This window comes from Acidovorax sp. JHL-9 (assembly GCF_000426205.1).
GTDB classification, from domain to species: Bacteria; Pseudomonadota; Gammaproteobacteria; order Burkholderiales; family Burkholderiaceae_C; genus Acidovorax; species Acidovorax soli.
The window spans coordinates 132,123-148,785 of record NZ_AUEX01000010.1 but is presented as its reverse complement, the minus strand read 5'-3'; the positions used below and the strand labels follow the sequence as shown (position 1 = coordinate 148,785).

At 64.3% G+C, this 16,663-nt stretch carries 15 protein-coding genes; 5 read left to right on the top strand and 10 right to left on the bottom strand.

The window, feature by feature from the left end:
• Positions 1–42 precede the first annotated feature (42 nt).
• The 9 genes from fghA to K225_RS0108710 all read right to left on the bottom strand — a co-directional run bounded on the left by fghA (position 43) and on the right by K225_RS0108710 (position 8,239).
• Positions 43–903, bottom strand: coding sequence for an S-formylglutathione hydrolase (gene fghA / locus K225_RS0108750; RefSeq protein ID WP_026436041.1), 861 nt, complete (start codon positions 901–903; stop codon positions 43–45).
• Between the two features lie 58 nt (positions 904–961).
• Positions 962–2,068, bottom strand: a complete 1,107-nt coding sequence (locus tag K225_RS0108745; RefSeq protein ID WP_026436040.1) for an S-(hydroxymethyl)glutathione dehydrogenase/class III alcohol dehydrogenase — start codon at positions 2,066–2,068, stop codon at positions 962–964.
• Positions 2,069–2,194: 126 nt separating this feature from the next.
• Entirely contained in the window at positions 2,195–3,505 is a 1,311-nt protein-coding gene (gene gltA / locus K225_RS0108740) for a citrate synthase (protein ID WP_026436039.1), read from the bottom strand.
• Positions 3,506–3,566: 61 nt separating this feature from the next.
• On the bottom strand, positions 3,567–3,881 hold the full coding sequence (locus K225_RS0108735) for a succinate dehydrogenase assembly factor 2 (protein WP_051248812.1): 315 nt from the start codon (positions 3,879–3,881) through the stop codon (positions 3,567–3,569).
• A gap of 15 nt (positions 3,882–3,896) precedes the next feature.
• A complete protein-coding gene (locus tag K225_RS0108730; RefSeq protein WP_026436037.1) occupies positions 3,897–4,601 on the bottom strand; it encodes a succinate dehydrogenase iron-sulfur subunit in 705 nt (234 codons plus the stop codon).
• 20 nt (positions 4,602–4,621) lie between these two features.
• Positions 4,622–6,430 (bottom strand): succinate dehydrogenase flavoprotein subunit, encoded by a 1,809-nt coding sequence (sdhA, locus tag K225_RS0108725; protein ID WP_026436036.1) that lies wholly within the window; start codon positions 6,428–6,430, stop codon positions 4,622–4,624.
• 25 nt (positions 6,431–6,455) lie between these two features.
• Positions 6,456–6,821 carry a succinate dehydrogenase, hydrophobic membrane anchor protein gene (gene sdhD / locus K225_RS0108720; protein WP_026436035.1) on the bottom strand — a complete coding sequence of 122 codons (366 nt, stop codon included), beginning with the start codon at positions 6,819–6,821 and terminating at the stop codon, positions 6,456–6,458.
• Positions 6,822–6,880: 59 nt separating this feature from the next.
• Positions 6,881–7,315: a succinate dehydrogenase, cytochrome b556 subunit gene (gene sdhC / locus K225_RS0108715; protein WP_026436034.1), complete on the bottom strand. Its 435-nt coding sequence runs from the start codon at positions 7,313–7,315 to the stop codon at positions 6,881–6,883.
• 135 nt (positions 7,316–7,450) lie between these two features.
• Positions 7,451–8,239, bottom strand: coding sequence for a GntR family transcriptional regulator (locus K225_RS0108710; RefSeq protein WP_026436033.1), 789 nt, complete (start codon positions 8,237–8,239; stop codon positions 7,451–7,453).
• A gap of 214 nt (positions 8,240–8,453) precedes the next feature.
• Here K225_RS0108710 and K225_RS0108705 point away from each other — a divergent pair, with 214 nt between their 5' ends.
• From K225_RS0108705 to acnB, 4 genes are all read left to right on the top strand, one after another.
• The gene (locus tag K225_RS0108705) at positions 8,454–9,440 is read left to right on the top strand and encodes a malate dehydrogenase (RefSeq protein ID WP_026436032.1); all 987 of its coding nucleotides are present in this window, start codon (positions 8,454–8,456) and stop codon (positions 9,438–9,440) included.
• A gap of 4 nt (positions 9,441–9,444) precedes the next feature.
• Positions 9,445–10,485: a CoA ester lyase gene (locus K225_RS0108700; RefSeq protein ID WP_051248810.1), complete on the top strand. Its 1,041-nt coding sequence runs from the start codon at positions 9,445–9,447 to the stop codon at positions 10,483–10,485.
• A 22-nt stretch (positions 10,486–10,507) separates the two neighbouring features.
• Positions 10,508–11,074: a hypothetical protein gene (locus tag K225_RS0108695; RefSeq protein ID WP_026436030.1), complete on the top strand. Its 567-nt coding sequence runs from the start codon at positions 10,508–10,510 to the stop codon at positions 11,072–11,074.
• A gap of 70 nt (positions 11,075–11,144) precedes the next feature.
• Positions 11,145–13,730, top strand: coding sequence for a bifunctional aconitate hydratase 2/2-methylisocitrate dehydratase (gene acnB, locus K225_RS0108690; RefSeq protein WP_026436029.1), 2,586 nt, complete (start codon positions 11,145–11,147; stop codon positions 13,728–13,730).
• Between the two features lie 201 nt (positions 13,731–13,931).
• Here the strand turns inward: acnB and K225_RS0108685 are convergent, their stop codons facing one another.
• Positions 13,932–14,816, bottom strand: coding sequence for a LysR family transcriptional regulator (locus K225_RS0108685; protein ID WP_026436028.1), 885 nt, complete (start codon positions 14,814–14,816; stop codon positions 13,932–13,934).
• A gap of 106 nt (positions 14,817–14,922) precedes the next feature.
• Here K225_RS0108685 and K225_RS0108680 point away from each other — a divergent pair, with 106 nt between their 5' ends.
• Positions 14,923–16,629 carry an acyl-CoA dehydrogenase family protein gene (locus tag K225_RS0108680; protein WP_051248809.1) on the top strand — a complete coding sequence of 569 codons (1,707 nt, stop codon included), beginning with the start codon at positions 14,923–14,925 and terminating at the stop codon, positions 16,627–16,629.
• Positions 16,630–16,663: the final 34 nt, after the last annotated feature.

Sequence of the window (16,663 nt, the reverse complement as noted above, 5' to 3'; positions counted from 1 at the left end):
GCGGCTTAAGTGAAAATTAATGCGCCACGAGTGCCGGCGTTTTCAGGCCAGCGCGGTGGCGTGGTGCCGCAGGTGGTCGGCCAGGAAGGTCTGGACGAAATAGTAGCCATGGTCGTAGCCCGCATGCCGGCGCAGCGTGAGCGGCTGGCCGACTTGTGCGCAGGCCTCCTCGAACATGTGCGGATGCAGCTGCGTGGCCAGAAACTGGTCGGCCAGGCCCTGGTCGATCAGGATGCCCTGGGGATAGGGCGGGCGGGTTTGCCGGCCCATCAGCACGCTCGCGTCGTGGGCGCCCCAGGTGCTTTCATCCTGGCCCAGATACCCGGTGAAGGCGTTGTGCCCCCAGGGGCACTGGGTGGGTGCGCAAATCGGCGCAAAGGCCGAGACGCTGCGGAACACGCCGGGGTGCCGCAAGGCGAGCGTGAGGGCGCCGTGGCCGCCCATCGAATGCCCGAACAGGCCCAGGCGCAGGTCGTCGAGGCCAAACTGCGCCGCCACATCGGGCAGCAATTCCTTGACGATGTAGCTTTCCATGCACCAGTGGCCGGCCCAGGGCATCTCGGTGGCGTCCAGGTAGAAGCCGGCGCCCACGCCGAACTCCCAGTGGTTGCTTTCTCCCAGGATGCCCGCACCGCGCGGGCTGGTGTCGGGGGTGAGGATGGCCAGCCCCAGTTCGGCCGCCAGGCGCTGTGCGCCGGCCTTGATCGCAAAGGTTTCCTCGTTGCAGGTCAGGCCGGCCAGGTAGGTCAGCAGGGGTACTTTTTGCCCGGCCAGCGCCTGCGGGGGCAGGTACAGGCCAAAGCGCATCGGCAAGCCGATTTCGGAGGAGTTGTGCTTGTAATAGCGCTGCACGCCGCCAAAGCAGGCGTGTTCGCTGGTCAGTTCAAGGGCAGTGAAGGTCATGGATATCAAATTTGGTAGCTGCAAGCGCCTGTCAATAAAGCGCTGGCGGCTGATTCCATCAATAAATGACCACGCCGCGGATGGATTCGCCGCGCTTCATCAGGTCGAACCCCTTGTTGATGTCTTCCAGTGGCATGGTGTGGGTGATCAGGTCGTCGATGTTGATCTTGCCCTCCATGTACCAGTCCACGATCCTGGGCACATCGGTGCGGCCGCGTGCGCCGCCGAAGGCCGAGCCTTCCCATTTGCGGCCGGTGACCAGCTGGAAGGGGCGGGTGCTGATCTCGGCACCGGCCTCGGCCACGCCGATGATGATGCTGCGGCCCCAGCCCTTGTGCGTGCATTCGAGCGCCTGGCGCATCACGGTGGTGTTGCCAATGCATTCGAAGCTGTAGTCGGCGCCGCCGTCGGTGAGCTGCACGATGGCATCCACCACGTTCTCCACCTCCTTGGGGTTGATGAAGTGCGTCATGCCGAACTTGCGCGCCATCTCCTGGCGGGCCGGGTTGATGTCCACGCCGATGATCTTGTCGGCACCCACCATCTTCGCGCCCTGGATCACGTTCAGGCCGATGCCGCCGAGGCCGAACACCACCACGTTGGCGCCGGCCTCGACCTTGGCGGTGAAGATCACCGCACCGATGCCGGTGGTGACGCCGCAGCCGATGTAGCAGACCTTGTCGAAAGGTGCGTCTTCACGGATCTTGGCCAGCGAGATCTCGGGCGCCACCGTGTAGTTGCTGAAGGTGCTGGTGCCCATGTAGTGGAAGAGGGGCTTGCCGTCCATGCTGAAGCGGCTGGTGGCGTCGGGCATCAGGCCCTTGCCCTGCGTGCCGCGGATCAGCTGGCACAGGTTGGTCTTGCGCGACAGGCAGAACTTGCACTGGCGGCATTCGGGGGTGTAGAGCGGTATGACATGGTCGCCCTTCTTGAGCGTGGTCACGCCCGGCCCCACGTCCACCACGATGCCCGCACCTTCGTGGCCCAGGATGGCCGGGAAGATGCCTTCGGGGTCGGCGCCCGAGAGCGTGTAGTAGTCGGTGTGGCAGATGCCGGTGGCCTTGATCTCCACCAGCACTTCGCCGAATTTCGGCCCTTCGAGGTCCACGGTTTCAATGGTCAGGGGCTGGCCTGCTTGCCAGGCGACGGCGGCTTTGGTTTTCATGGAGGTTCCTCAGGTGACAGTGTCGCAGCACTATAAGGGCCACCGGCGGCGGTGACCACGGGCACAAAAAAGCCCGCCGGAGTGCGGCGGGCTTTGGGGTTGCCGGGGCGCGCGGGGCGCCGCCGATCAACGGGCCGTCAGGGGCGGCACGTCACGGCGCATCGAGCCGGTGAACAGCTGGCGTGGGCGGCCAATCTTGTACTCGGGGTCGCCGATCATTTCGTTGAGCTGGGCAATCCAGCCAACGGTGCGGGCCAGCGCGAAGATGCCGGTGAACAGGTTCACCGGAATGCCCATGGCGCGCTGCACGATGCCCGAGTAGAAGTCCACGTTGGGGTACAGCTTGCGCGAGACGAAGTAGTCGTCTTCGAGGGCGATCTTTTCCAGTTCCTTGGCCAGCTTGAACAGCGGATCGTTTTCGAGGCCCAGCTCTTTGAGCACTTCGTTGCAGGTTTCCTGCATGAGCTTGGCGCGGGGGTCATAGTTCTTGTAGACGCGGTGGCCAAAACCCATCAGCTTCACGCCGGAGTTCTTGTCCTTGACCTTCTCCATGAACTCGCCCACCTTGGACACGCCGCCCTGGCGCTGGATGTCTTCCAGCATGTTCAGGCAGGCTTCGTTGGCGCCACCGTGGGCAGGGCCCCACAGGCAGGCCACACCGGCCGAGATGGCCGCAAACGGGTTGGTACCCGACGAGCCGCACAGGCGCACCGTGGAGGTGGAGGCGTTCTGTTCGTGGTCCGCGTGCAGGATGAAGATGCGGTCCAGGGCGCGCTCGAGCACCGGGTTGACCTTGTAGTCCTCGCAGGGCGTGCCGAACATCATGCGCAGGAAGTTGCCGGAGTACGACAGGTCATTGCGCGGGTACATGTAGGGCTGGCCGACGCCGTACTTGTAGGCCATGGCAACCAGCGTGGGCATCTTGGCGATCAGGCGGATCGCGGCGATGTCGCGGTGTTGCGGGTTGTTGATGTCGGTACTGTCATGGTAGAAGGCCGACATGGCGCCCACCAGGCCCGTGAGCACCGCCATGGGGTGCGCGTCGCGGCGGAAACCGCGCAGGAAGAACTGCAGCTGCTCGTTGACCATGGTGTGGTTGATCACGAGCTTGTGGAAGTCGGCGCGCTGGGTGGCGTTGGGCAGATCACCCTTGAGCAGCAGGTAGCAGGTGTCCAGGTAGTCGCACTGCGTGGCCAGCTGTTCGATGGGGTAGCCGCGGTACAGCAGTTCGCCCTTGTCGCCGTCGATGTAGGTGATGGCAGACTGGCACGATGCCGTGGACAGGAAGCCGGGATCGTAGGTGAACATGCCGGTCTGTGCGTACAGCTTGCGGATGTCGATCACGTCCGGGCCGATGCTGCCCTGGTAGACCGGCATTTCCACGCTGGGGCTGCCGTTACTGAACGACAGGGTGGCTTTGTTGTCTGCTAGCTTCATTGTTACTTTCCTTTGGGTTTCCGATGATCCGGTCTGGGGCTGTCTATTCAGTGCCAGGGCGCTATTGCACTGCTGCGCTGCCGCCTTGCCGCAGCATGCCCAGCACTTCATGCACTTCTGGGGTGTCCAGCGGGGCCTGGGGCTCGCGTCGGCGCAGCAGCAGGTCCAGCAGGTCGTTGTCCGCCAGGTCCATCAGGGCCATCAGGCCGTCGGCGTGGCGTTGGGTGAGCTGGGGCTCGAAGCGGGTGAAAAACTGCTCGATGAACAGGTCGTTCTCGAGCAAGCCCCGCCTGCAGCGCCAGTGCAGCCTGCTCAGTGCGCGTTCATCAAGCAGCGGCGACGCTGCTGCGCAGGCGGTGGTGGAAGTTTCACCCATGGCTTGGCGCTCGCTTCAGATGGCGCGACGCACCATCAGTTCCTTGATCTTGCCGATGGCCCGCGTGGGGTTCAGGCCCTTGGGGCACACGTCCACGCAGTTCATGATGGTGTGGCAGCGGAACAGGCGGTAGGGGTCTTCGAGGTTATCGAGGCGCGCGCCCGTGGCGTCGTCGCGGCTGTCGGCGATGAAGCGGTAGGCCTGCAGCAGGCCGGCGGGGCCGACGAATTTGTCGGGGTTCCACCAGAAGCTGGGGCAGGACGTGGAGCAGCTCGCGCACAGGATGCACTCGTACAGGCCGTTGAGCTCTTCGCGCTCTTCGGGCGACTGCAGGCGTTCGCGGTCGGGTGTCAGCTGTTCGTTGATCAGGTAGGGTTTGATCGAGTTGTACTGCTTGAAGAACTGCGTCATGTCCACGATCAGGTCGCGGATCACGGGCAGGCCCGGCAGCGGCTTGAGCACGATGGTGCCCGTCAGGGTGTTCATGTTGGTCAGGCAGGCCAGGCCGTTCTTGCCATTGATGTTCATGGCATCCGACCCGCAGACACCTTCGCGGCAGGAGCGGCGGAACGACAGGGTGGGGTCCTGTTCCTTGAGCTTGATCAGCGCGTCCAGCAACATGCGCTCATGGCCGTCGAGTTCGATCTCGATGGTCTGCATGTAGGGCTTGGCATCCTTGTCCGGATCGTAGCGGTAGATTTGGAATGTGCGTTTTTGCATGTTTCTTCTCTCGTGACGATTTAGAACGTACGGACCTTGGGAGGAACGCTGTCCACCGTCAAAGGCTTGAGGTTGACGGGCTTGTAGTCGAGGCGGCTGCCTTCGCTGTACCACAGCGTGTGCTTGAGCCATTCCTTGTCGTTGCGGCCCAGCGGGAAGTCGGCGTGGTCGGCGGGGTGCTCATAGTCGTACACGGTGTGGGCGCCACGGCATTCCTTGCGGGCGGCGGCCGACACCATGGTGGCCTGGGCCACTTCGATCAGGTTGTCCACTTCCAGCGCCTCGATGCGTGCGGTGTTGAACACCTTGGACTTGTCCTTGAGCGTGACGCCAGCGACCTGCTTGCGGATCTCGGCGATCTTCTTGACGCCTTCGTCCATGCTGGCCTGGGTGCGGAACACGCCGGCATGCTGCTGCATGGTGGTGCGGATGTCGCCGGCCAGGGCCTGGGCGTAGATGCCGTCGCTGGACTTGTCGAGCTGGTTCAGGCGTTCCAGGGTGCGGTCGACCGCATCCTTGGGCAGGGGCTTGTGCTCCTTGTTCTTGTTGTTGAACTCGACGATGTGGCGGCCGGCGGCCTTGCCGAACACCAGCAGGTCCAGCAGCGAGTTGGTGCCCAGGCGATTGGCGCCATGCACGCTCACGCAGGCGCATTCGCCCACGGCATACAGGCCGTTCACCACGGCGTTGTGGATGCCGTTGGCCTGGGTGATGACCTGGCCGTTGATGTTGGTGGGCACGCCGCCCATCTGGTAGTGGATGGTCGGCACCACGGGAATGTCTTCCTTGGTGATGTCGACGTTGGCGAAGTTGACGCCGATCTCGTACACCGACGGCAGGCGCTTGTGGATGGTGTCCGCGCCCAGGTGGCTGAGCTTGAGCATCACATAGTCCTTGTTCGGACCACAGCCCCGGCCTTCCTTGATTTCCTGGTCCATCGAGCGCGAGACGAAGTCGCGGGGCGCCAGGTCCTTCAGTGTGGGCGCATAGCGCTCCATGAAGCGCTCGCCGTTGCTGTTGAGCAAGATGGCGCCTTCGCCGCGGCAGCCTTCGGTCAGCAGCACGCCGGCGCCGGCCACGCCGGTGGGGTGGAACTGCCAGAACTCCATGTCCTGCAGCGCAATGCCGGCGCGTGCCGCCATGCCCAGGCCGTCGCCGGTATTGATGAAGGCGTTGGTGGATGCGGCAAAGATGCGGCCGGCGCCACCGGTGGCCAGCAGCACGGTCTTGGCTTCCAGGATGTACAGGTCGCCGGTTTCCATTTCGAGGGCGGTGACACCCACCACGTCGCCGTCGGCGTCGCGGATCAGGTCCAGGGCCATCCATTCGACGAAGAAGTTCGTCTTGGCCTTGACGTTCTGCTGGTACAGCGTGTGCAGCATGGCGTGGCCGGTGCGGTCAGCGGCGGCACAGGCGCGCTGCACGGGTTTTTCGCCGTAGTTGGCCGTGTGGCCGCCAAAGGGGCGCTGGTAGATGGTGCCGTCGGGGTTGCGGTCGAACGGCATGCCGAAGTGTTCCAGCTCGTACACCACCTTGGGGGCTTCGCGGCACATGAACTCGATGGCGTCCTGGTCGCCCAGCCAGTCGGAGCCCTTGATGGTGTCGTAGAAGTGGTAGTGCCAGTTGTCCTCGGACATGTTGCCCAGCGAGGCACTCACGCCGCCCTGAGCGGCCACGGTGTGCGAACGGGTGGGGAACACCTTGGACAGCGAGGCCACATTCAGGCCTGCGCGGGAGAGTTCAAGCGCGGCACGCATGCCGGAGCCGCCGGCGCCGACGATGACGACGTCGAACTTGCGCTTGGTGATGTTAGCGTTGGTGTAGCTCATTGTTTTTTGCCTTCAGTCGCGGGAATCAAAGACGCCACAGAACCTGGATGCCCCAGCCGGCGCAGCCGACCAGCCAGACGATGGTGAAAATCTGCAGCACCAGGCGCAGGCCCAGCGGCTTGATGTAGTCCATCCAGATGTTGCGCATGCCGACCCAGACGTGCCAGATGAGCGCGATGATCACGGAGAACGTGAGCACCTTCATCCACTGGCTGGAAAAGATGGAGGCCCAGCGGTCATAGCCGATGGGGCCCTTGGTCAGGACCAGCTGTGCCAGCACGATCAGTGTGAACAGTGCCATCAGGACGGCGGTGACGCGCTGGCTCAGCCAGTCGCGCAGGCCATAGTGGGCACCTACGACGGTGCGTTTGTAACCGTAGTTTTCAGACATGGTGGGTTTCCTCTCAGTCGTGGCGCGGCACGCCGGAACCGGCGCTGCCGCGGGGTGAATCAATACAGGCCGAACAGCTTGGCTGCCAGCACCAGCGTCAGGGCAATGCTGATGACCAGCGTCGTCAGTGCCGAGGTCTTGCCGAACTGCTTGTTGACGGCCTCGTGGCTCACATCCATCCACAGGTGGCGCATGCCGGCAATCAGGTGGTGCAGGTAGCCCCAGATCAGCACCAGCGCGACGAGCTTGATGAACCAGCCCGGAGCGAAACCCAGGCCTGTGTTGAACGCGGCCTTGAAGGTGCCAAAGGAGATTTCGGACGACACCGAGGTGTCGAACATCCACAGGACGAACGGCAGCAGCAGGAACATGACCGCACCGCTGGCACGGTGCAGGATCGAAACCCATGCAGCCGGCGTCATGCGGTAAGTGGTGAGGTCCTTGAAGGCGTTGATGTTGCGGAATTCAGGCCGTTTTTTGGCAAGCTCTGTCATGGCGGGGTGCTTTCGTGGATGTAACGACTTTGTAATTGGGAGATGCAAAGAACGCAAAATTCTATTGCAACGCAACAAGTGGGGGTTTCCATGGGTGCAATATTTTGACGTTTCTGCTCAAGTGCCAGCGTGCTGTCAGCTCAATTCGTTGTGGTAATGGTGGGTGTCGGTGCGGTAAAGGCCCCGCCGTAACTCCATGGGAACATCGTTGTAGGTATAGGCGATGCGCTCCACGCTCAAAAGGGGCGTGCCTGTGGTGGTTTGCAAGAGTTGCGCTTGCTCGCCATCGGGCAGCACGGCCCGGATTTTTTCTTCGGCCCGTACCATGCGAACGCCATAGTCGAGTTCAAACATGGCGTAGGTCGGGCCCTGGTAGCCGGCCATCTGTTCCGCCGTCAGGCCTTTGAAGGCCTGGCCGGGCAGCCAGATGTCTTCCAGGATGGTGGGTTCGCCGGCAAACGACAGGATGCGCCGCGCCTGCACCACCGGGTCGCCGCTGCGCAGCGCCAGGGCGCGTGCCACATCGGCACTGGCGCGCACGCGCCGGCATTCCAGTATGGTGCGCTGCGCCGGGCCCTCCACCCGGGCGTCGCCGCTGTCGGGCAACAGCTTCAAAAAGCGGTATTGCACATGCTGCTCGGCATGGGTGGCCACGAAGGTGCCCTTGCCCTGGCGCCGCACCACGAGGTTTTCGGCCGCCAGCTCGTCGATGGCCTTGCGCACCGTGCCCTGGCTGACGCGAAACCGTGCCGCCATGTCCATTTCACTGGGAATGGCTTCGCCGGGCTTCCATTCGCCCTGTTGCAGGCTCTGCAGGATCAATCCCTTGATCTGCTGGTACAGCGGGCTGAATGCCGGCGTCACTGTGCCTGCACCGCCGAGGTGGGGCGCTGGCGCATCAACATGGAAGGGGGGCGAGGACATGGCTGGGGCAGGGTGGATCAGCTTTGCGAGGCGGCCTCGCGGTTGGATAGCCGGGGTCGATCATATCTTATATAAGACATAAGACAAATTGACCTATCGCAGCAATCGGCGGTACACTCCAAGGCTGTTTTGCGGGGCACGGGCTGCTGGTAACAGGCGCTGGTGCTTGCGTTGCACCTTTACCTGTTTTTTCCCACTTCCTGGAGTTTTCCCCATGAGCAAGAAGCCCGTCCGTGTTGCCGTTACTGGCGCTGCTGGTCAAATCGGTTACGCCCTGCTGTTCCGCATCGCCTCCGGCGAAATGCTGGGCAAGGACCAGCCCGTCATCCTGCAGTTGCTCGAAGTGCCCGTGGAAGGCCCGCAGAAAGCCCTCAAGGGCGTGATGATGGAACTCGATGACTGCGCGTTCCCGCTGCTGGTCGGCATGGAAGCCCACAGCGATCCCATGACCGCCTTCAAGGATGCCGACTACGCCCTGCTGGTCGGTTCGCGCCCCCGTGGTCCCGGCATGGAGCGCGCCGAGCTGCTGGCTGTCAATGGCGCCATCTTCACCGCGCAGGGCAAGGCCCTGAATGCCGTGGCCAGCCGCAACGTGAAGGTGCTGGTGGTGGGCAACCCCGCCAACACCAACGCCTACATCGCCATGAAGTCGGCCCCTGACCTGCCCCGCAAGAACTTCACCGCCATGCTGCGCCTGGACCACAACCGCGCTGCCAGCCAGATCGCTGCCAAGACCGGCAAGGCCGTGGCCGACATCGAAAAACTCACCGTGTGGGGCAACCACTCGCCCACGATGTACGCCGATTACCGTTTCGCCACCATCAACGGCGAAAGCGTCGCCAAGATGATCAACGACCAGGAATGGAACGCCAATGTGTTCCTGCCCACGGTGGGCAAGCGCGGCGCCGCCATCATCGAAGCCCGCGGCCTGTCGTCGGCCGCCTCGGCAGCCAACGCGGCCATCGACCACATGCGCGACTGGGCCCTGGGCACCAATGGCAAATGGGTCACCATGGGCATTCCTTCGGATGGCCAGTACGGCATTCCCAAGGACACCATGTTCGGCTTCCCCGTCACCTGCGAAAACGGCGAGTACAAGATCGTTGAAGGCCTGGAGATCGACGCGTTCTCCCAAGAGCGCATCAACAAGACGCTGGAAGAACTGCAAGGCGAGCAAGACGGCGTCAAGCACCTGCTGTGATCCCATGAGTGTTGTGCGCCACCCAGACCCACTCACTGCCGCTCAAGGGGGCGGGTCTGCCCATCCCCGTGATGTGCTGCTTGGCGCCCAGGCGGCTTCGGCCGCCTTGCCGGTGTGCGATCACTACAGTGGTGCGCCGGCGCGCATGCTCAAGAGCCTGCAGTTGCAGGCCCAGATGACCGAAGAGTTCGGCGCCTGCGTCTTCGACGTGACGCTCGATTGCGAAGACGGTGCCCCGGTCGGCGACGAAGCGGCGCACGCGGCCCTGGTGGCCCAGCTGGCGCGCGATGCCGCCCCGGCAGCCCGGGTGGGCGCGCGTGTGCACCCCGTGGACCACCCGGCATTTGCCAATGACGTGGCCACCATCGCCGGTGAAGCCGGCCACCGGCTCACCCACATCATGCTGCCCAAGGTGGAGTCGGTGGATGACGTTGTGCAGGCTGAAAAGGCCTTGCAGCGTGCATCGGCCGGACACCTGCCCCTGCAGGTGCTGATTGAATCCCCGGCTGCAGTGCACCGTGCGTTCGAGATTGCCGCGCACCCGCTGGTGCAAAGCCTGAGCTTCGGGCTGATGGATTTTGTGTCGGCCCATGGCGGCGCCATTCCCGCATCGGCCATGACCTCCTCGGGCCAGTTCACGCACCCGCTGGTGGTGCGTGCCAAGCTGGAAATCGCCTCTGCCTGCCATGCCCACGGCAAGGTGCCCTCGCATTGCGTGGTGACCGAATTCAGCGACATGGCGACCATGCAGGCCGCAGCCAGCCGCGCAGCCCGCGAGTTTGGCTACACGCGCATGTGGAGCATCCACCCGGCGCAGATCCGACCCATCCTGGCGGCCTTTGCGCCCACGCAGGATGATATTGAAGTTGCATCAAAAATAATAGCTGCTGCCATAGACGCTGATTGGGCTCCTATCAGTTTTGATGGCACATTGCACGACCGTGCCAGTTTCCGTTACTACTGGCAGGTCCTGGAACGTGCACACAGCACCGGGCGCAGTTTGCCCCCGGCCGTTTGCGCGTGGTTTGTCCCGTCCCTCCCCTGAACCCCTATTCGCAGGATCTCTGATGAAAACCCTTATCGCTTCTGCCCTGATGCTGCTGGCGCCTGCTTTCGTGCTGGCCCAGACTCCCTCCCAGCCCGCAGCCAAGCAGGCCACCAAGGCCCCTGCCAAAACCAAGACGGTCAAGGCGGAGCCTCCCAGCAGCCGTACCCAGCTCCGGTCCGCCACCGGGCAGGTGGCGGCGGGCATCATGGCCGCCGAGGCGGCCCTGTCGCCCGCCGAGCTGGCCATCGCCGAGCGCGTGCATGTCGGCCGCATCGCCTGCGAGCTGGGTGCCCACGTCACGCTCAAGGCCGACCCTGCCTCGCCCGGCCATTTCGATGTCGAAGGCAAGGGCTTCAAGTACCGCATGGCCCCGGTCGCAACCACCACCGGCACCGTGCGCCTGGAAGACCAGAAGGGCGGCGCTGTCTGGCTGCAGATCGCCAACAAGTCCATGCTGATGGACCAGAAGCGCGGGCAGCGCTTGGCCGATGAGTGCATGAGTCCCGAGCAGAGCCTGGTGGCCGAGGCCATCAAGAAGAACCCGCCCCCCAGCGTTCTGGAATCCCTGCCCATCGCCAAGCAATAACGATTGCGGTGCGTCCGGTGCCCGGCACGCACCCGCCCCACTTTGAATAGAACGCAACCGGAGAAAATTGATGTTGAAAGCCTACCGTGACCATGTGGCAGAACGCGCTGCATTGGGCATTCCACCACTGCCCCTGAGCGCCAAGCAGACCAGCGAACTGATCGAGCTGCTGAAGAACCCGCCCGCTGGTGAGGAAGCCACCCTGGTCGATCTGATCACGCACCGCGTTCCCGCCGGTGTGGACGACGCCGCCAAGGTCAAGGCCAGCTACCTGGCCGCCGTGGCCCATGGCACGGAGGTGTGCAGCCTGATCGGCCGCGAGAAGGCCACGCAACTGCTGGGCACCATGCTGGGTGGCTACAACCTCACGCCGCTGATCGACCTGCTGGACGACGCTGCCGTGGCCGCGGTGGCCGCCGAAGCGCTCAAGAAGACGCTGCTGATGTTCGACCAGTTCCATGATGTCAAGGAAAAGGCCGACAAGGGCAACGCCTTCGCCAAGTCTGTGCTGCAGAGCTGGGCCGATGCCGAGTGGTTCACGAGCCGCCCCGAAGTGCCGCAAAGCATCAAGCTCACGGTGCTCAAGGTCACGGGCGAGACCAACACCGATGACCTGTCGCCCGCGCCCGACGCCTGGAGCCGCCCCGACATTCCGCTGCACGCGCTGGCCATGCTCAAGAACAAGCGCGACGGCATCACGCCCGAAGAAGACGGCAAGCGCGGCCCGGTGAAGTTCATCGAAGACCTGCGCGCCAAGGGCAACCTCGTGGCCTATGTGGGTGACGTGGTGGGCACGGGTTCCAGCCGCAAGTCGGCTACCAACAGCGTGCTGTGGTTCACGGGCGAAGACATTCCTTTCGTGCCGAACAAGCGTTTTGGCGGTGTGTGTCTGGGCAGCAAGATTGCTCCCATCTTCTACAACACCATGGAAGACGCCGGCGCGCTGCCCATTGAGCTCGACGTGAGTCAGATGAACATGGGCGACGAGATCGAGTTGCTGCCCTATGCCGGCAAGGCGCTCAAGGACGGCCAGGTCATTGCTGAATTCGAAGTCAAGAGTGAAGTGCTGTTCGACGAAGTGCGCGCCGGTGGCCGCATTCCGCTGATCATCGGCCGTGGCCTGACCACCAAGGCACGCGAGGCCCTGGGCCTGGCGCCCTCCACGATGTTCCGCCTGCCGCAGGTGCCCGCCGCCACCGGCAAGGGCTTCACGCTGGCGCAGAAGATGGTCGGGCGCGCTTGCGGCCTGCCTGAAGGCCAGGGCGTGCTGCCGGGCACCTACTGCGAACCCCGCATGACCTCGGTCGGCTCGCAGGACACCACCGGCCCCATGACGCGCGACGAACTCAAGGACCTGGCCTGCCTGGGCTTCAGCTCCGACCTGGTGATGCAATCGTTCTGCCACACGGCTGCGTACCCCAAGCCCGTGGACGTGAAAATGCACCACGAGCTGCCTGATTTCATCAGCACGCGCGGCGGCATCTCGCTCAAGCCCGGCGACGGCATCATCCACAGCTGGCTCAACCGCATGCTGCTGCCCGATACCGTGGGCACGGGCGGCGACTCGCACACGCGTTTCCCCATCGGCATCAGCTTCCCGGCCGGCTCCGGCCTGGTGGCCTTTGCTGCGGCCACAGGCGTCATGCCGCTCGATATGCCTGAATCGGTGCTGGTGCGCTTCAAGGGCCAGATGCAGCCCGGCGTTACGCTGCGCGACCTGGTGCACGCGATTCCGCTGTACGCCATCAAGGCAGGTCTCCTGACGGTGGCCAAGCAAGGCAAGAAGAACATCTTCTCGGGCCGTATCCTTGAAATCGAAGGCTTGCCCGACATGAAGGTGGAGCAGGCGTTCGAGCTGTCCGATGCCTCGGCCGAGCGCTCTGCCGCCGGCTGCACCGTGCGCCTGAACAAGGAACCGATCATCGAGTACATCAACAGCAACATCGTGCTGCTCAAGAACATGATCGCCCAGGGCTATGCCGACGCGCGCACCATCGGCCGCCGTATCCAGGCCATGGAAGCCTGGCTGGCCAAGCCCGAGCTGCTGGCTCCCGATGCCGATGCCGAATACGCCGCCGTGATCGAAATCGACCTGGCCGACATCACCGAACCCATCGTCTGCTGCCCGAACGACCCCGATGACGCCAAGACGCTGTCGGACGTGGCCGGCGCCAAGATCGACGAAGTGTTCATCGGCTCGTGCATGACCAACATCGGCCATTTCCGCGCGGCTTCCAAGCTGCTCGAAGGCAAGAAGGACATCCCGGTCAAGCTGTGGATGGCGCCTCCGACCAAGATGGACGCGCACCAGCTCACCGAAGAAGGCCACTATGGCGTGTTCGGCGCGGCCGGTGCCCGCATGGAAATGCCGGGTTGCTCGCTGTGCATGGGCAACCAGGCACAGGTCAAGGAAGGCGCTACCGTGATGTCCACCAGCACGCGCAACTTCCCCAACCGCCTGGGCAAGAACACCAATGTGTACCTGGGTTCCGCCGAGCTGTCGGCCATCGCCTCCAAGCTGGGCCGCATTCCGACCAAGGCCGAATACCTGGCTGACATCGGTGTGATCAACGCCAACGGCGACAAGATCTACAAGTACATGAACTTCGACCAGATCGCCGAGTACAAGGACGTGGCCGACGGCGTAGCCGCCTGAGCGGTTCCCGCCCTCCGCGGCTGAGAAAAAAGCCCGGTGCTCGCAAGAGCACCGGGCTTTTTGCTGTTGTATTGATTGGCGTTGATCGAAGGACGGTGTCCTCTTGCCAAAAGATAAACATGCGCCACTTGAGCGTCGCATGGGTTTTCGTGGCGGGGGATGTGCTCGGGCGCGTAGTCCTGGCCTATCGGGAAGGGGGGACTATGTTTTTGCGGTGGAGCGCAGATGGCTCAGTAGTGCCTGCACCAGCGGATTAGCGGGCGCGCTGCGCCACATCGCCAGCATTTCGGACGATGGATGTGTGCCCTGCAGTGGCCGGAATACCAGGCGCGGCAGGCCCACGCGTTCCAGCGCGGCAGGTACCAGGGCCACGCCTTGGCCCAGCGAGACCAGCGAGATCACCGACAGCCAGTGGCGCACCTCGTGGCGCACCTCGGGCGCGAAGCCGTGGGCCAGGCACATCTCGTAGATGCGCTGGTGGTAGGTGGGCGAGACCAGGTTGGAGAACAGGATGAGCCGGTCATTGTGCAGCTCTGCGAGGTCAACGTCGGCGCCGGCACACAGTGGGTGCTGCTCGGGCAGGCAGACCACGAAAGGCTCTTCCACGATCAACTGGCTGGCAATGCCCTCGGGTGGCTGGATGGAATGCACCAGCGCCATGTCCAGCCGCATCTGCAGCAAGCCCTGGATCTGCTCGGCGCTGTTGGCCTCCAGCATGTCCACGCGCACCTGGGGGTGGGAGCGCTGCAACAGCTCCAGCGCCTGGGGCAGGCCGCGGTACAGGCTGGAGCCCACGAAGCCCAGGCGCAGGTGGCCGCGCGTGCCCTGGGCCACGTCACGCGTTTCCTGGGCCGCCTGGTGGCTCAAGTCCAGCAGCTGGCGCGCCTTGCCCAGCAGATGCTCACCCGCGGCCGTGAGCCGTACGCCCTTGCTGCTGCGCTCGAACAGCTGGGCCTGCAGCTCTTCCTCCAGCTGCTTGATGGCCACGCTCAGCGGCGGCTGCGAAATGCACAGCCGCTGGGCCGCACGGCTGAAGTGCAGCTCCTCGGCCAGGGTCACGAAGTAGTGCAGCAGCCGCAGTTCCATGGCCATAACAATTCAAGATAAATATTGAAGAAGTGTTTAATGATATTGGACTTGAATGCTTAAGGCGGGTGCAATGGCGGTCACGACGATGCCCAGGAGACTTGCCATGTCCGCCAATGACCCGACCCAGATGACCGCACTGGCCCAGGCCAGCGCCGCCGCCCACCCCGTGCCCGACCGCGGCCACGTGAACAGCTACACCGAGGACAAGGAGCTGCAGCAGCTGCTGGCGCTGTACCTGCCGGCCGACCTGTATGCCCATCTGCAGCCTTACTTCGAGCGCATGGGCGAGCTGGCCGGCGGCGCCGTGGACGACTGGGCGCTGGAGGCCGACCGCAACCCGCCGACGCTGGAGATGCGTTCGCGCGCCGGCAAGGAGGTGCAGCGCATCGTCAAGCACCCGGCCTATATCGAGATGGAAAAGGTCGCCTACCAGCAGTTCGGCCTGGCCGCGATCTCGCACCGCGAGGACATGCTGGGCTGGAAGGGCAAGATGCCGCCCATCGTCAAGTACGCGCTGACCTATCTGTTCGTGCAGTCGGAGTTCGGCCTGTGTTGCCCGCTGTCGATGACGGACTCGCTCACGCGCACGCTCAAAAAATACGGCGAGCAGAAGCTGGTGGAAAAATACCTGCCCACGCTGCTGGCCATGGATTTCGACGCGAGCGTGCAGGGCTCGATGTTCATGACCGAGCAGGCCGCAGGCTCGGACATCGCCAATACGCTGACCATGGCCTACCCGCAGGAGGACGGCAGCTGGCGCCTGTATGGTGAGAAGTGGTTCTGCTCCAACCCCGACGCGGGCTTCGGCATGGTGCTGGCGCGCGTCGATGGCGGGCCGCCCGGCATGAAGGGCATCTCGCTGTTCCTGCTGCCGCGCTATCTGGACGACGGCCGCACCAACCACTACCACATCGTGCGCCTGAAGGACAAGATGGGCACGCGCTCCATGGCCAGCGGCGAGATCCGCATGGACGGCGCAGTGGCCTACCTGGTGGGCGAGCAGGGCCGGGGCTTCGTGCAGATGGCCGACATGGTGAACAACTCGCGCCTCTCGAACGGCATGCGCTCGGCCGGCATGATGCGCCGCGCCGTGGCCGAGGCCGAGTTCATCGCCCGCGAGCGCTGGGCCTTCGGCAAGCAGCTGCAGGACCTGCCGCTGATGCGTGTGCAGCTCGACAAGCTGCGCGTGCCCGCCGAGCAGGCGCGCACCATGGTGTTCCAGACGGCGCAGACGCTGGCGCGCTCGGACGCGGGTGACAAGACGGCCTACGCGCTCCTGCGCATCCTCACGCCCCTGATCAAGTTCCGCGCCTGCCGCGACGCGCGCAAGGTCACGGGCGACGCCATGGAAGTGCGTGGCGGCTGCGGCTACATCGAGGAATGGGCCGACCCGCGCCTGGTGCGCGACGCCCACCTGGGCTCGATCTGGGAAGGCACGAGCAACATCGTGGCGCTGGACGTGGTGCGCGCCATCAAGCGCGAGGGCTCGCTGCCGGTGCTCAACGACTACCTGCTGGGCCTGCTGGCCGAGACCGGCGCCATCGCCCCGGCCTACCGCCAGGCCCTGGAGCAGGCATTGGCGCGAGCCATCCAGCTGGGCGCGCGCGCCGCGGCCGAGGGCGGGGAGCGGCTGGCGCGGCAGGCCGCCTCGGGCCTGTACCACTGCACCACGGCCATCGCCATGGCCTGGGAAGCGGGCAAGACGGGGTCGGCCGAGCGCCTGCGCCTGTCGCAACGGGTGCTGGCGCACCGCGTGCTGCCGCGCGATCCGCTGGCCGATAGCGGCGTGCCGACCGACTGGCAGGCCTGAATGGGGGCCGGAACCCAGGCCCCCTCCGTGGGGA

What these genes read in the sequence shown, in the direction of transcription:
- fghA (WP_026436041.1), bottom strand. Translation starts at nt 903, where the DNA reads ATGACCTTCACTGCCCTTGAACTGACCAGCGAACACGCCTGCTTTGGC.
- K225_RS0108745 (WP_026436040.1), bottom strand. Translation starts at nt 2,068, where the DNA reads ATGAAAACCAAAGCCGCCGTCGCCTGGCAAGCAGGCCAGCCCCTGACC.
- gltA (WP_026436039.1), bottom strand. Translation starts at nt 3,505, where the DNA reads ATGAAGCTAGCAGACAACAAAGCCACCCTGTCGTTCAGTAACGGCAGC.
- K225_RS0108735 (WP_051248812.1), bottom strand. Translation starts at nt 3,881, where the DNA reads ATGGGTGAAACTTCCACCACCGCCTGCGCAGCAGCGTCGCCGCTGCTT.
- K225_RS0108730 (WP_026436037.1), bottom strand. Translation starts at nt 4,601, where the DNA reads ATGCAAAAACGCACATTCCAAATCTACCGCTACGATCCGGACAAGGAT.
- sdhA (WP_026436036.1), bottom strand. Translation starts at nt 6,430, where the DNA reads ATGAGCTACACCAACGCTAACATCACCAAGCGCAAGTTCGACGTCGTC.
- sdhD (WP_026436035.1), bottom strand. Translation starts at nt 6,821, where the DNA reads ATGTCTGAAAACTACGGTTACAAACGCACCGTCGTAGGTGCCCACTAT.
- sdhC (WP_026436034.1), bottom strand. Translation starts at nt 7,315, where the DNA reads ATGACAGAGCTTGCCAAAAAACGGCCTGAATTCCGCAACATCAACGCC.
- K225_RS0108710 (WP_026436033.1), bottom strand. Translation starts at nt 8,239, where the DNA reads ATGTCCTCGCCCCCCTTCCATGTTGATGCGCCAGCGCCCCACCTCGGC.
- K225_RS0108705 (WP_026436032.1), top strand. Translation starts at nt 8,454, where the DNA reads ATGAGCAAGAAGCCCGTCCGTGTTGCCGTTACTGGCGCTGCTGGTCAA.
- K225_RS0108700 (WP_051248810.1), top strand. Translation starts at nt 9,445, where the DNA reads ATGAGTGTTGTGCGCCACCCAGACCCACTCACTGCCGCTCAAGGGGGC.
- K225_RS0108695 (WP_026436030.1), top strand. Translation starts at nt 10,508, where the DNA reads ATGAAAACCCTTATCGCTTCTGCCCTGATGCTGCTGGCGCCTGCTTTC.
- acnB (WP_026436029.1), top strand. Translation starts at nt 11,145, where the DNA reads ATGTTGAAAGCCTACCGTGACCATGTGGCAGAACGCGCTGCATTGGGC.
- K225_RS0108685 (WP_026436028.1), bottom strand. Translation starts at nt 14,816, where the DNA reads ATGGAACTGCGGCTGCTGCACTACTTCGTGACCCTGGCCGAGGAGCTG.
- K225_RS0108680 (WP_051248809.1), top strand. Translation starts at nt 14,923, where the DNA reads ATGTCCGCCAATGACCCGACCCAGATGACCGCACTGGCCCAGGCCAGC.